This window comes from Ruegeria denitrificans, assembly GCF_001458295.1.
Lineage (GTDB): Bacteria > Pseudomonadota > Alphaproteobacteria > Rhodobacterales > Rhodobacteraceae > Ruegeria > Ruegeria denitrificans.
The window spans coordinates 200,010-213,671 of the sequence record NZ_CYUD01000002.1; the positions used below are offsets into that span (position 1 = coordinate 200,010).

A 13,662-nucleotide genomic window follows, 5' to 3' on the forward strand; every position below is an offset into this window, starting at 1 on the left:
CCTATATAGTGGTGCCCCGGCGCAGGGTCAAAACACGATGGCCAATATTAGCCGGTTTGCGCCGCAGCGTCACTGCCCAATCAGGGCTCGTTTGACCAGATCGTCTTGCCGCCATTGCTCCAGTCCGCTTAGGATTCCGCGTGCCATACCCTTGCGCCATTCCGGATTCGTTATGTTTTTCAGGTCTCTGGGGCTGGACAGAAATCCAAGCTCGACCAGGATCGATGGAATATCCGCCGCCTTAAGCACTGAAAAGGACGCCGTACGAATGGGCCGGCTGTTCATCGGCCCGCCGTGTTGTGCCAAACCGTCGGCCACCGCCTGCGCCAGCGTATGAGTGCGCGGTTTGGTCTCTTGCCGCGCAATATCCAGCAGGATATCGGTCACCTGATCGTCGGTGCCGCTCAGGTCCACGCCCGAAATCAGATCGCCGCGATCATGGCGTTCAGCCAGTTTGTGACTGGCCACGTCCGAGGCATCATCGGACAGCGTATAAACCGCCGCGCCATGAGCGCGGCCTTCGGACAGGCTGTCTGCATGCAGTGAGATGAACACATCCGCGCCCGCACGGTGCGCCAGCGCAATGCGTCGCTCCAGACTGACGAAATGGTCGTCCACGCGGGTCATTACCACTTGGTATCCCCCGGCCCGCAGAAGCGTTTCGCGCAGTTCGCGGGCAAAGATCAGCATCAGGGTTTTTTCATCTGTTCCTGCGACTTCGGCCCCCGGATCAATGCCACCGTGACCAGGGTCCAGCATCACCAGCAATGGGCGTGTCCCATTTTGACCGGGTTTGGCGGGCGTCACTGAAGGTTCCGGCAGGTCCCATCCCGGCTGACGTGGCGCCCCGGCGGTGGCAGCGAAACTGTCGAAATCGGTGCCACTCAGGCTCAGCGATAGGTGTGCTGTCCCATTGACCTGGTCCACCCGCAGGTCAGAGGTATCAACGGCCAGCGGTGCGCCCAATTCCAGTACCATGCGCGACCAGCCGGGCACATAGGTGCCGAATTGCACGTCGCTGATCCGGTCGGTCTGCAGGAAAGAGTCGACCTCCAGCCCGGTCCAGTCGACCTCCTGAAAGTCCAGCACAACGCGGTATGGATCGCGCAGAGTGAAGACCCGGTAAGGTACGCCTTGGCTGACGCCTAACTCAACCCGAACGCCGGCACGGCCGTCATCGGTAATGCGGCTATCCTCGGGCAACACACGTGCAAGCGCACTGAAATCATGCGCGAACGCAGCACTGCTCAGCGCCCAGATCAGCGCGATGGCGTAGAAAATCCTGCTCATGGCCTCAAGTTTTCCCGAGATCGTTTGACGGTCAGATTAACGGACCAAAGCGAATTTGTGAACGGGCTACGCCGGAGTTGTGATCGCACCGCGTTCAGCCATGAAACGCTGAAGACGCAGCAACCCTTCCTCGATATCCGCAGTTGATCGCGCATACGAGAACCGCAACGTCTGGTGCCCGCGCACAGGATCGAAATCCAGCCCCGGTGTCACCGCCACCCCAGCCTTGTCCAGAATCTCAGCCGCAAAGGCACGGCTGTCTTCGGTCAGGTCGGAAACATCAGCGTAAACATAAAACGCCCCGTCGGGCGGAGCGATATTGGTGAACCCGACTTTGGGCAAACCCTCTAACATCAGCGCGCGATTGCGGCGATATACGTCCAGATTGGCCTGCAATTCCTCGTCGCAATCCATCGCAGCAAGCGCCGCCAACTGGCTGGCATGAGGCGCACAGATGAACATGTTCTGGGCGATGCGCTCGACGACGCGCACCTGATCCTCGGGCACGACCATCCAGCCGACACGCCAACCGGTCATCGAGAAATATTTCGAGAATGAGTTAATCACATAGCACTCATCCGTCAGTTCCAGCGCTGTGACGGCTTTGGCCTCATATTCCAGACCATGGTAAATCTCGTCACTGATGAACGACGCCTCCTGTCCATGCGCGGCTTCGATCAGCGCGCCCATAGCTGCGTGATCCAGCATGGTGCCTGTGGGGTTCGCCGGGGACGCGACCATCAGACCTTGCAGATCAAGTCCGGCAAAATCTGCGGGCACGGGCTGCAGACGGTTTTCCGGTGCAGTGGGCAGATCGACCGGCACCAAACCCAGAGCTTTTAGAATCTGCCGGTATGATGGGTAGCCTGGCGCGCCGATGCCAACGCGGTCACCGCTGTCGAACAGCGCAGTGAAGGCCAGCAGGAATCCGCCCGATGATCCCGGGGTAATCACCACACGTTCGGGATTCAGATCGACATTGTACCACTCACCATACAGACGTGCGATCCGTTGCCGCAGCTGCGGCAGGCCCAAAGCAACCGTATAGCCCAGCGGGGCTTGTTCCATCGCCTTACCCAAGGCTTGAACTGCGCCTTTGGGCGCACCGGTTCCAGGCTGGCCGACCTCCATATGGATAATGTGGCGCCCGGCCTCTTCGGCGCGGCGTGCGGCCTCCATCACGTCCATCACGATAAAGGGATCGACCCCGGACCGGGTTGAGTTTCTCATGCCAATCTCCCATGTTTCAGCCATGGCTTTTGAACGCTTATCCAGGGTGGCGTCAATCCCGACCCTGTTGCTGGTGGCAGTGACATGGATGGCAAGCCTTGTTCCGGCGAACGCTCAGGGCTTGATCCGAGACCCCGATATCGAACACGGGCTGCGTGAGCTAGCCTTTCCGATTTTGCGCGCGGCTGGGCTGAACACCAACCGGGTCAAGATACTGGTGGTCAATGACCGCACGTTCAACGCCTTTGTCATAGATTATAGCGCGATCTACCTGAATTACGGGCTGATTCTAAATGTCGAAAGCCCCGAAATGCTGCAGGCGGTTATCGCCCACGAGGCCGCGCATATCGCCAACGGTCACTTGGCGCGACGGGCCGAGAACCTGCGCGTCGCACAGCGCAAAGCAGGGTTCGGAACCGCGCTGGCCCTGATTGCTGCGGCCGCTGGCGGTGGGGAGGCGGCGGCAGGCATTGCGGCAGGCACCCAAAGCGCCGCGCTGCGCAGTTTTTTAGGGCACACACGGGCCGAGGAATCCTCGGCCGATCAAAGTGCCGCCAGCTATCTAAGATGGGCCGGTATCTCGCCCGTTGGAATGGTCGCACTGCATCAGAAATTCGCGGGTCAGGAACTGCTGAATACCGTCAATCAGGACCCTTATATGCGGTCGCACCCCACCAGTCGCGAGCGCCTGCGCGTGGCCCAAAGGTTTATGGAGCAACACGGCGACTGGTCAACGACGGACCCAAATGCCGATTACTGGTTCGCGCGGGTCAAAGGTAAGCTGTCGGCCTTTCTTAGGTCCCCGACATGGACCATGCGACGCGCTAAAGAGGAAAACGCACAGGATGTGCGCCTGATGCGCGAGGCCTCGGCCTATCATCAGAACCGTGATCTGGCCAATGCCCGCGCGAACATTGACGAGGCATTGGCAATTCGCCCGGATGATCCGTTTTATTATGAGCTCAAGGGCCAGATTCTGCTGGAAAACCGTCAAGTTCAGGATGCGGTGCAGGCCTATGGCAAGGCGGTCGAATTGGCCCCTAATGATGCATTGATTTTAGCTGGGTACGGGCGTGCTCTACTGGCGCAAGGTCAGACGAAGATTGCCTTGCAAGTCCTTGAGAAAGCTCGTCAAAGAGATTATCGAAACGCCAGACTGATGCAAGACCTCGGGGTCGCATATGCAAAGGTTGGCAACAACGGCATGGCCTCGGTCGTGACTGCGGAACGATATGCCCTGCATGGCCGACTGGCCGATGCGGGAATTCACGCAAAACGAGCCCTTGGACAATTGCCCGAAGGCTCATCGGGTTGGCAAAGGGCACAAGATGTGCTGATTGCTTCGGAACGCGCAAAGAAAGCGAAAAGGAAACGGAAATGATCCTCAGACATGCAGCACCCGCCCTTCTGGGGCTTTCCCTGATTACTGGCCCTGCGCAAGCGCTGGATCTGAACGCGCTCAGTCCTTCGGAAAAGGAAGAGTTTGGCGCACAGGTGCGCGAGTACCTATTGGAGAACCCCGAGGTGATCATCGAGGCGATCAACATCCTTGAACAACGCAACGCGGTTGCCGAGGCCGCCGCTGACCAGGAACTGGTGGCCGCTAATGCCGATGAGCTGTTTAATGACGGCTACAGCTGGGTGGGAGGCAATCCAGACGGCGACATAACGCTGGTCGAATTCATGGATTATCGTTGTGGATATTGCCGCCGTGCAGTCTCGGAAGTGGCGAGCCTTCTGTCCGAGGACGGAAATATCCGGCTGGTGATCAAGGAATTCCCAATTCTGGGTGAGGCCTCGGTCCTGTCGTCGCGCTTTGCAGTGGCCACCAAACATGTGGCCGGTGACGACGCATACAAACAAGTGCACGACGCTCTGCTGGAATTTGGCGGCGAACCGACCGAGATTTCCCTGCGCCGCATTTCCGATGGTCTAGGTCTGGACAGCGACGCGATCATCGCCGCGATGGACAGCGATCAAGTAACCGATGAAATCACGCGTACACGCGCGTTGGCGCAGCGGATGCAGATTTCCGGAACGCCGTCTTTCATTCTGGGCACAGAAATGCTGCGCGGCTTCCTACCTGCGGATCAGATGATACAAATTGCCGACGCTGTGCGCGCCGAGCAGGGATAGTAGGTTTGGGGCGGTCAAACCGCCCCTTGCCAACTACCGTTCCGAGGTTCAGTGAGAGTATATCTCCTCTCTGACCCAATCTCAGGCGTACTCGTTTTCCTTATTATTCTCAAAGCCATTCGGAAAAATCGGCAAACGCTTTTCCCTAAATGGGCTTTTCGACAGCATTCAACTAAAGCGCGATTGATTAAGCAGAATTTGAGCAAGTAACCTATGAAAAAGAAAGGCGCTGCCCTTTACTACTTAACGGCAGGATGGGCATTGATGACCGTCACAATCGGTCTGTATTTTCTGTTTTCCGGCATGGCTCCAACAGCTGACGTTGAAGCCCATTATGAAAACAGACCAGGTACTGTCCGGATTGCAAGCTGGAAACCCGGCGACGCGAGATTGCTGAAAGTCAAAGGGAAGCCGGTCACTATTTGGCGTCGTGATCTTGCAGAAATGGCAAGTGCAATGGCGCAATTCGACCCAAGTGTCCCTCTGGAAGAATGGTCTGGATTGTTAGAAAGTGGCTCGCTTAAACAGGAGCTAGGTCCCGAAGTTTTTGCGCGTCTTGAGTGGTTCATCGTCAGCCTGATAAGCACTGCAGGGCTCGGGTGTATTATACTAGCAAAAACTGGCAACTATGCGGGGTTCTTCGATCCGTGCGCCGGTGTGCACTACGACATGTGGGGCCGCCCTCAGAAAGGCCCAACCAATGAAATCCTGGTAGTGCCACCACATAGGACCAACGTAGAGGGGCAATTTGTCGTTATTGACACTTCAAGATTGCCAGCGCCGAAATAGGCTTGCCTTCGCGCCCTATTCTGCCGCTTCAGCAGCGGCGTCCAACTCAGCCGCCTTCTTCTCGACCTCTTCGACGATGTGGTCGATCATCTGGTCGTTTGACATCTTGTGGCTGGCCTTTCCCGCCAGATAGACCATGCCCGATCCAGCCCCACCACCTGTAAAGCCGACATCGGTCATCAATGCCTCGCCCGGGCCGTTGACCACGCACCCGATGATGGACAGGCTCATCGGGGTCTTGATGTGCTCCAACCGCTGCTCAAGCTCTTCGACCGTCTTGATCACGTCGAACCCCTGCCGCGCGCAGGACGGGCATGAGATTATGTTCACACCGCGATGGCGCAGGCCCAGAGATTTCAGGATCTCATAGCCAACCTTGACCTCTTCGACCGGATCGGCAGACAGGCTGACGCGGATCGTATCGCCAATGCCCATCCAAAGCAGATTGCCCAACCCGATAGACGATTTGATTGTCCCCGACACCAGACCTCCTGCCTCGGTGATGCCCAGGTGAATCGGGGCGTCGGTCGCCTCGGCGATACCCTGATAGGCGGCGGCGGACAGGAATACGTCGCTGGCCTTCACGCTGATCTTGAATTCGTGAAAGTCGTTGTCCTGCAGGATTCGGATATGCTCGAGCCCGCTTTCAACCATCGCTTCGGGGCACGGTTCGCCATATTTCTCAAGCAGGTGCTTTTCCAGACTGCCTGCATTCACGCCAATCCGGATCGAGCAATTGTGGTCACGCGCCGCGCTGATGACCTCTTTCACCCGCTTTTCATCACCAATATTACCCGGGTTGATCCGCAGACAGGCGGCACCGGCCTCGGCGGCCTCGATCCCGCGGCGATAGTGGAAATGAATATCGGCCACAATCGGCACCGGGCATTCGCGCACGATCTCTTTCAGGGCTTTCGATGACGCTTCATCGGGTACTGACACGCGCACGATATCGGCACCTGCCTCGGCTGCGGCCTGTACCTGCGCTACGGTCGCGGCAACATCGGTCGTCAGCGTGTTGGTCATCGTCTGTACGGCAATTGGAGCATCTCCGCCGACGGCAACATCCCCGACCATGATCTGACGGGATTTACGGCGGTAGATATTGCGCCACGGGCGAACATGATTGAGCGACATGGGGACGGGTCCAAGACAACTTGAGTTGGGTCTTTAGATAGTCCGCCTACCAGGTCACCGCAATGGCTAGATCACTCGGCGGGTTCTTCTGAAACCTGGGCCTGTAGTTCGGCCACCAATTGTTTCAGCGCGCTGTTCTGATCGGCCTCAAGATCAGCCACCGCATAGGTTTCGGCAACTGCATCCTTGGACAGAACAACGCCTTTGGCGACGGTCCCCGGCGCGCCAGCCGGTCCATAATGTTCGCCGTTCATCGAGAAGAAGACCGAGCCCGAAGCACCCGCACGCAGCAGCGGCGGCTCTTCCGTCAACGGAACCTCAAACACGCTGCCCTGTTCAACGGTACCAAGGGTACCTTCAAAGATAACGCTGCCGTCCGCTGCAGTGACCCGCATCCAGGAAGGGTTCACCGCAACGATTTTCAGGGTGGTGTCGATTTGCTCGACCACTTGTGGCAAGGCCGGGCGTTCAACGGTATGAACCTCGGCGACCTCAACCTTGGGCAGTTCCTGTGGCTGGAAAGTACCCACGGTGCGTGGGTCCAGCGTGGAAATCGGGGCGTCACGGGCGACCAGAACAGGTACGTCCAGCGCCTGCGGGCGATACAGGCGATCCAGCGCCTCGGCACTGGGTTTGGTCGCAACGGCAATCTCAGTTTCGACGCTTTCGCGCGCGGCATCCAAGGGATCAAGGTCGGACAGAACCACCGGGGCTTGCTCGACCGGGCTGACCTGTACTTGCTGGATCTTGTTCAGAACCGACCAGCCACCGTAGCCGATGCCGCAGATAACTGCGACCAAAACCAGCGACGATCCGATGGCCCGCGGTTCAATCTGGCTGACAAGAGATTCCCTTCCGGGAACGAAAGGCGTGTTGGGCGAGATAAAGGGGTCGCGCCCCATCGGGCCGCGTGCTGCAACCGCGCCCGAGGGCTTGCGGACAACCGAAGCCTCGGCCGACATGCCATGTGCAACCTCGAACCCACTTTCCTTGCAGAAGGCAGCGAAAGTGTCATCCGGGTTCATCCCCAGATAGCGGGCATAAGAACGCACATACCCGGCGATGAAGCCGGGTGTGTCGAACGCGTCTGGATCGGCGTCTTCGATGGCTGCTATGTAGTTGGCCTTGATCCGCAGTTCCCGCTGCACATCCAAAAGGGACTTGCCCATTGTTGCGCGTTCACCGCGCATCATGTCGCCGAGCCGTACTTCGTAATCGTCATAGCCTTTTGGCCTGACGTCGGCTTCACCTTTGGAATCGCGCTGAGATCTGCGCCCAATCATCCCTGCTGCCCCATTCTGCCTGCGCGTGTTTCACGCTAACGGCGAATCATCCCTTTAACGATTCGTCCGTTACTTTTGTTAGCTTAAGCTTAACACGCGGCAAACCTATTGCACACTTTGGCGTGAGGTTATCCGGCAAGTTCGGCGCGATTTAGCGCACAATGTGACCAAAGTTCGTCCATAGCCTGCACCAGACGGTTAATCTCACCGGGTCCATGCACCGGAGATGGGGTAAAGCGCAAACGTTCGGTTCCGCGCGGAACGGTGGGAAAATTGATCGGCTGTACATAGATGCCATAGTCATCCAGCAGCCGGTCGCTGAGGATCTTGGTATGCACAGGATTACCTACGATCACTGGCACGATATGCGTACCGTGGTCGATCAGCGGCAGGCCCAGCCCCTTGAGCCGCAGCTTGAGAACCTTGGCCTGTGTTTGGTGCTGCTCGCGTAAATCCGTTGCGGTTTTCAGATAGGCGACCGACGCAGCCGCCCCTGCTGCCACCGCAGGCGGCAACGACGTGGTGAAGATAAAGCCCGGAGCATAGGAACGCACGGCGTCACACATTTTCTCACTGGCCGCGATATAGCCGCCCATCACACCAAAGGCTTTGGCGAGGGTGCCGTTGATGATGTCGATACGATGCGCCAGACGATCACGCTCGGTCACGCCGCCACCGCGCGGGCCGTACATGCCGACAGCATGAACTTCATCAAGGTAAGTCAACGCGCCGAATTCATCGGCCAGATCGCAGATTTCCTCGATGGGACCAAAATCGCCATCCATCGAGTAAACGGATTCAAATGCGATCAGCTTGGGTGCTTTGGGGTCGTCAGCCTCAAGCAGTTCGCGCAGATGGGCCACATCGTTGTGACGGAAGATGCGTTTGGCACCGCCGTTGCGGCGCACGCCTTCGATCATCGACGCATGGTTCAGCGCGTCGGAATAGATGATCAGGCCGGGGAACAGTTTGGGCAAAGTGCTCAGTGTCGCGTCGTTGGCGATATATGCGCTGGTGAACAGCAGCGCTGCCTCCTTGCCATGCAGATCAGCCAGCTCAGCTTCAAGGCGCTTGTGATAGACCGTGGTGCCCGAGATATTGCGGGTTCCGCCCGAACCAGCGCCGGCGGCGTCAACGGCTTCGTGCATGGCGTCCAGAACAACCGGGTGCTGGCCCATACCCAAATAGTCATTGCCACACCACACGGTGATATTCTGCTGCGATCCGTCCGGGCGCGTCCGCACTGCATGCGGGAAATGGCCATTACGGCGTTCGATGTCGATGAAGGTCCGGTAGCGTCCTTCATCATGCAGCCTGGCAATCGCTGTATCGAGCTGAGCAGTATAGTCCACCGGTATCTCCTTACCTGCCCGGCCAATTCATAATAGACCGGACAAAATTTCTGACGCCCTCACCGGACGAATCCGGGTATACGCCAATGCGTTCCCTTGTGCCCAGTACGTATAGACGACATTGGGATCACATATTTGATTTGCATCAAATATCTCCTCGTACCCGTGTCGACAAGTAAAGTTACGGCAGTCGGGCGCGAGGAAACGACGCAGGCACCCATCCGGGTTTCCGATATTATACCATATTCCCGCCAAAGCACACTGGACGGCGCTGATGGCGCTGATAGGGTTCGGCCAAATCTTGAAAGCAGGAGAACCCCATGTCGCTGGACGCCGTTCTGAACCGCATCGACGCTGATCTGCAAACCTCAATCGACCGCCTGATGGAGCTGCTGCGCATTCCATCTATTTCGACCGACCCGGCCTATGACGAACAGGTGGATCAGGCCGCCGACTGGCTGGTGGCCGACCTGCAAAGCATAGGTATTGCAGCGGAAAAGCGCGAAACCACCGGCCATCCCATGGTCGTCGGCCATGTTGGAGAGGACAGCAACGCACCTCATGTTCTGTTTTACGGGCACTATGACGTGCAGCCCGTTGACCCGCTGGAGCTGTGGAATCGCGACCCATTCGATCCCGCCATTGAAGACACTGACAATGGCCCGGTCATTCGCGGGCGCGGGTCGTCAGATGACAAAGGCCAGTTGATGACCTTTGTCGAAGCCTGCCGAGCGTGGAAAGCCGTCAACGGCTCCCTGCCCTGCCGCATCACGTTTTTCTTCGAGGGCGAAGAAGAATCGGGGTCTCCGTCTCTGGTTCCGTTCCTTCGGGAAAACGCGGCCGAGTTGAAGGCAGATCTGGCCTTGGTTTGCGACACCTCGATGGTATCACGTGGTGTGCCGTCGATTTCCTCGCAATTGCGCGGCATGCTCAAGGACGAATTCACCATCACCGGTCCGCGCATTGACCTGCATTCGGGCCATTACGGCGGCCCCGGCCTGAACCCGCTGCGGGAATTGTCCAAGATCATCGCCTCGTTCTACGACGACGAAACCGGCCGTGTCGCCGTCGAGGGTTTCTATGAAGGTGTCCACGAAATACCTGCCGAGCAACTGCGCCAGTGGCAAAACTGCGGGTTTGACGAGGCTGAATATCTGAACTCGGTCGGTTACTCGCAACCCCATGGCGAAAAGGGGTATTCGGCGCTGGAACAGCAATGGGCGCGCCCGACGCTTGAGGTCAACGGCCTGTGGGGCGGCTATAACGGCGCGGGTTCGAAAACCGTGATCCCGTCGCAGGCGCATTGCAAGATCACCTGCCGTCTGGTCGGCGACATGGATCCTGACAGCCTGCGCGACAAAATCCGCAAACATGTAGAGGAGCGTTTGTCGCCGGACGCCAAGGTCGACTGGGACAATGATCTGGAAGGGTCCCCCGCCTCGGTCATGAATTTGGATCGCCCCGAGTTCGAGGCTGCGCGTGGCGCCCTATCGGACGAATGGGGACGCGAGGCCGTATTCACCGGGATGGGCGGTTCCATACCTGTCGTCGGGTACTTTAATACCGAGCTTGGGCTGGATTCGATGCTGGTTGGCTATGCCAATGACGATGATGCCATCCACTCACCGAACGAGAAGTACGACGTGAAAAGCTTTCACAAAGGCATCCGGTCCTGGGCCCGGATTCTGGACGCCCTGACCCGCTAAACAAAAAAGGCACCGCCGGACTGGCGGTGCCTTTGTTTAGGTATCGTCTCACAGATTACATGTGAATGACTTTGCCGTAAGCATCCAAAACGCTTTCGTGCATCATTTCCGACAGAGTTGGGTGCGGGAAGACCGTGTTCATCAGGTCTTCTTCTGTCGTTTCCAGCTGTCGACCAACGATGTAACCCTGAATCAATTCAGTCACTTCCGCGCCGATCATGTGCGCGCCCAGCAGCTCGCCGGTTTTGGCATCAAATACCGTTTTGATCAGACCTTCCGGCTCACCCAGAGCGATGGCCTTACCATTGCCGATGAAGGGGAAGCGGCCGACTTTGATGTCGTAGCCCAGCTCTTTGGCTTTTGCCTCGCTGTAACCGACCGAAGCCACTTGCGGCTGACAATAAGTGCAACCGGCGATGCTTTCGGGCTTTACAGGGTGCGCGTGTTTGCCAGCGATCAGTTCCGCGACCATCACGCCTTCGTGGCTTGCCTTGTGCGCCAACCAAGGTGCGCCCGCGATGTCGCCAATGGCATACAGCCCTTCAACCCCGGTGCGACAGAATTCATCAGTCACGACATGAGTGCGGTCGAGTTTCACGCCCAAGGCTTCAAGCCCGAGGTCTTCGACGTTGCCAACGATCCCCACGGCCGAGATCACAGTATCAAAATCGTGCTTTTCGACCTTGCCTTTGACCTCAATATGCGCGGTAACCTTGCCCTTGGCCCGGTCCAGCTGCTTGACCATCGCTTTTTCCATGATGGTCATGCCTTGCTTGGTAAAGGCCTTCTTGGCCAGCCCGCTGATCTCGGCATCTTCCACCGGCAGCACGCGGTCCATGACCTCGACAACAGTAGTATCGGCACCCAGCGTATTGTAGAAGCTGGCAAACTCGATACCAATCGCGCCCGAGCCGATGACCAGCAGTTTCTTGGGCATCCGCGGCGGTTGCAACGCGTGCTTGTACGTCCAGACCAGATCACCATCGGCCTCAAGCCCCGGCAGTTCCCGCGCCCGCGCACCAGTGGCCAGCACGATGTTCTTGGCCGTCAGCTCTTCGGTGCCTTTGTCTGTCTTGACCGAGACCTTGCCCTTGGCGGGGATCGTCGCCTGCCCCATCACCACGGTGACTTTGTTCTTTTTCAGCAGGTGACCAATGCCGCCGGAAAGCTGGGCCGCCACACCGCGCGAACGTTTTACGACAGCGTCCAGATCGTACCCGACCTTATCCGCCTTAAGCCCGAAATCCTTGGCGCGCTCCATCAAGTGGAACACTTCGGAGGAACGCAACAGCGCCTTGGTCGGGATACATCCCCAGTTCAGGCATATGCCGCCCAGATGTTCACGTTCGACCACAGCCGTTTTCAGGCCCAGCTGTGCTGCGCGAATAGCAGCGACATAGCCGCCCGGACCAGCGCCGATTACGATCAGATCAAAAGATTGTGCAGCCATGTTTCCCTCTCGGCGCAGGATGGTTGAAAAATTTAGTTTACCATTAAACTAAATTCTGGAACGCATCAACACACCATTCCCGCGACAAATGCGACGCGGGATCATCGGTATCAGTTTATGCTGAATTCAGCCTATACCGGGTCTGCTTCTATGGCTAGAACATAGGGGTCGGGTTTATCCGCCCTTTCATAAACACAAATTATTCGAGAGGCTTACCATGGCCAAAACACTTAAGGATCTGTTGCTTGCAATGCTCAACGCCACACTCATCCTCGTGGCTCTTTGCTTATTTCTGGGGTGGAAACTGGCATCGACAGTAGAAGACATCACCATGGTCTTTTCAGAAAAAGCCCAAGTTATTGCACCGCTAAGGGATGAAATTCGCGGCGTTCAGGGTGAACTTGTAGCGCTGCGCAGTGATCTTGCAGATGTGCAGGCAGGTGGTTCTGTGACCGATATCAGCGAAAAACTGCGAATATCCACGGCGCTGGTGAAACTGGATAACCTCGAGGAAGGAATGCAGATCACGCAGGCCCGCATTGCCGAGATAACTCAAACTCCTGGTGTGCTGATCAACTCTGCCATAGAAAAATCGGCCGACGTAGTCGCCGACCGAATTATTGCCATTCGAGGCTGCGTGCCGTCGTCCTAAAGGGCGGCCTGCAGCTCGCGCACCGTGGACCCGTATCCGCCCATGTCGACATAGGCGGCTTCGTGCTCGGTCATCGGGCGCTCCAACGCCTCGTTCCGGTAAGGGAACCGCCCGAACTTGCGGATCACTTCGCGATGCGCCCGCGCGTGCAACAGGTTGCTTTGATCGCTGTCGCTCATGTTTTGACACATAAGCCGGACACAGCGCTCCTGATCACACAGATTTTCCGAATGCATCATCGGCAGGTAAAAGAACTGCCGCGCAGGTTCGTCGATCTTGAGATCCCACCCTTTGTCCACCGCACATTTCGCGGCTGACAAAGCAGCGCGATCTGACGCGAATGCCTCGGCGCTGCCACGGAACATGTTGCGCGGAAACTGGTCCATCAGGATGATGTATGCAAGTGCCCCACTGGGGTACGTCAACCAAAGAGAAAATTTGCCTTCATTCGCGGCTTCCCAGGTGGTCAAAAACCGTTCGCGAATGTCCGCATCCAAGGCATCGTCTTGTAGATACCAACCCTTGGGACCAATCTCGTCTAACCAATAACTCAATACTTCTTCAGGACTTGCCATTGCCCTTAAACTCCGTCGTGTTGCCCTCCCCAGGGACGTAAGATCATTTAAAGCTGTTTTAC

12 protein-coding genes are annotated in these 13,662 nt (G+C 57.5%); 5 read left to right on the forward strand and 7 right to left on the reverse strand.

The annotated features are described in order from the left end of the window. Positions 1-69: 69 nt before the first annotated feature. Both RUE5091_RS03795 and RUE5091_RS03800 read right to left on the reverse strand, forming a co-directional pair. Positions 70-1,290 (reverse strand): N-acetylmuramoyl-L-alanine amidase, encoded by a 1,221-nt coding sequence (locus RUE5091_RS03795; RefSeq protein ID WP_058280557.1) that lies wholly within the window; start codon positions 1,288-1,290, stop codon positions 70-72. Positions 1,291-1,356: 66 nt separating this feature from the next. Beyond that, positions 1,357-2,520, reverse strand: coding sequence for a pyridoxal phosphate-dependent aminotransferase (locus RUE5091_RS03800; protein WP_058280558.1), 1,164 nt, complete (start codon positions 2,518-2,520; stop codon positions 1,357-1,359). Between RUE5091_RS03800 and RUE5091_RS03805 the strand changes: the two genes are divergently transcribed. The 3 genes from RUE5091_RS03805 to RUE5091_RS03815 all read left to right on the forward strand — a co-directional run bounded on the left by RUE5091_RS03805 (position 2,519) and on the right by RUE5091_RS03815 (position 5,445). Next, on the forward strand, positions 2,519-3,901 hold the full coding sequence (locus RUE5091_RS03805; RefSeq protein ID WP_058280559.1) for a M48 family metalloprotease: 1,383 nt from the start codon (positions 2,519-2,521) through the stop codon (positions 3,899-3,901). The two genes, RUE5091_RS03800 and RUE5091_RS03805, sit on opposite strands and share 2 nt — an antisense overlap. Then, the gene (locus RUE5091_RS03810) at positions 3,898-4,656 is read left to right on the forward strand and encodes a DsbA family protein (RefSeq protein WP_058280560.1); all 759 of its coding nucleotides are present in this window, start codon (positions 3,898-3,900) and stop codon (positions 4,654-4,656) included. The genes RUE5091_RS03805 and RUE5091_RS03810 overlap by 4 nt, the downstream gene beginning before the upstream one ends. Before the next feature lie 213 nt (positions 4,657-4,869). Further along, entirely contained in the window at positions 4,870-5,445 is a 576-nt protein-coding gene (locus RUE5091_RS03815; RefSeq protein WP_058280561.1) for a Rieske (2Fe-2S) protein, read from the forward strand. Between the two features lie 15 nt (positions 5,446-5,460). Here the strand turns inward: RUE5091_RS03815 and ispG are convergent, their stop codons facing one another. The 3 genes from ispG to hemA form a co-directional block, all read right to left on the reverse strand. Continuing rightward, positions 5,461-6,582 (reverse strand): flavodoxin-dependent (E)-4-hydroxy-3-methylbut-2-enyl-diphosphate synthase, encoded by a 1,122-nt coding sequence (gene ispG, locus RUE5091_RS03820; protein ID WP_058280562.1) that lies wholly within the window; start codon positions 6,580-6,582, stop codon positions 5,461-5,463. 71 nt (positions 6,583-6,653) lie between these two features. After that, positions 6,654-7,865: a helix-turn-helix domain-containing protein gene (locus RUE5091_RS03825; RefSeq protein ID WP_058280563.1), complete on the reverse strand. Its 1,212-nt coding sequence runs from the start codon at positions 7,863-7,865 to the stop codon at positions 6,654-6,656. 128 nt (positions 7,866-7,993) lie between these two features. Next, positions 7,994-9,217, reverse strand: a complete 1,224-nt coding sequence (gene hemA / locus RUE5091_RS03830) for a 5-aminolevulinate synthase (RefSeq protein WP_058280564.1) — start codon at positions 9,215-9,217, stop codon at positions 7,994-7,996. A gap of 320 nt (positions 9,218-9,537) precedes the next feature. On the opposite strand from hemA, the gene RUE5091_RS03835 reads away from it, so the two are divergent. Next, positions 9,538-10,923, forward strand: a complete 1,386-nt coding sequence (locus tag RUE5091_RS03835; RefSeq protein ID WP_058280565.1) for a dipeptidase — start codon at positions 9,538-9,540, stop codon at positions 10,921-10,923. 55 nt (positions 10,924-10,978) lie between these two features. Here RUE5091_RS03835 and lpdA read toward each other — a convergent pair whose 3' ends face one another. Next, positions 10,979-12,373: a dihydrolipoyl dehydrogenase gene (lpdA, locus tag RUE5091_RS03840; RefSeq protein WP_058280566.1), complete on the reverse strand. Its 1,395-nt coding sequence runs from the start codon at positions 12,371-12,373 to the stop codon at positions 10,979-10,981. A gap of 217 nt (positions 12,374-12,590) precedes the next feature. On the opposite strand from lpdA, the gene RUE5091_RS03845 reads away from it, so the two are divergent. Continuing rightward, positions 12,591-13,025, forward strand: a complete 435-nt coding sequence (locus tag RUE5091_RS03845; protein ID WP_058280567.1) for a hypothetical protein — start codon at positions 12,591-12,593, stop codon at positions 13,023-13,025. Here the strand turns inward: RUE5091_RS03845 and RUE5091_RS03850 are convergent. Next, complete coding sequence (locus tag RUE5091_RS03850; RefSeq protein ID WP_058280568.1) at positions 13,022-13,600, reverse strand: DUF924 family protein; 579 nt, start codon at positions 13,598-13,600, stop codon at positions 13,022-13,024. The two genes, RUE5091_RS03845 and RUE5091_RS03850, sit on opposite strands and share 4 nt — an antisense overlap. Positions 13,601-13,662: the final 62 nt, after the last annotated feature.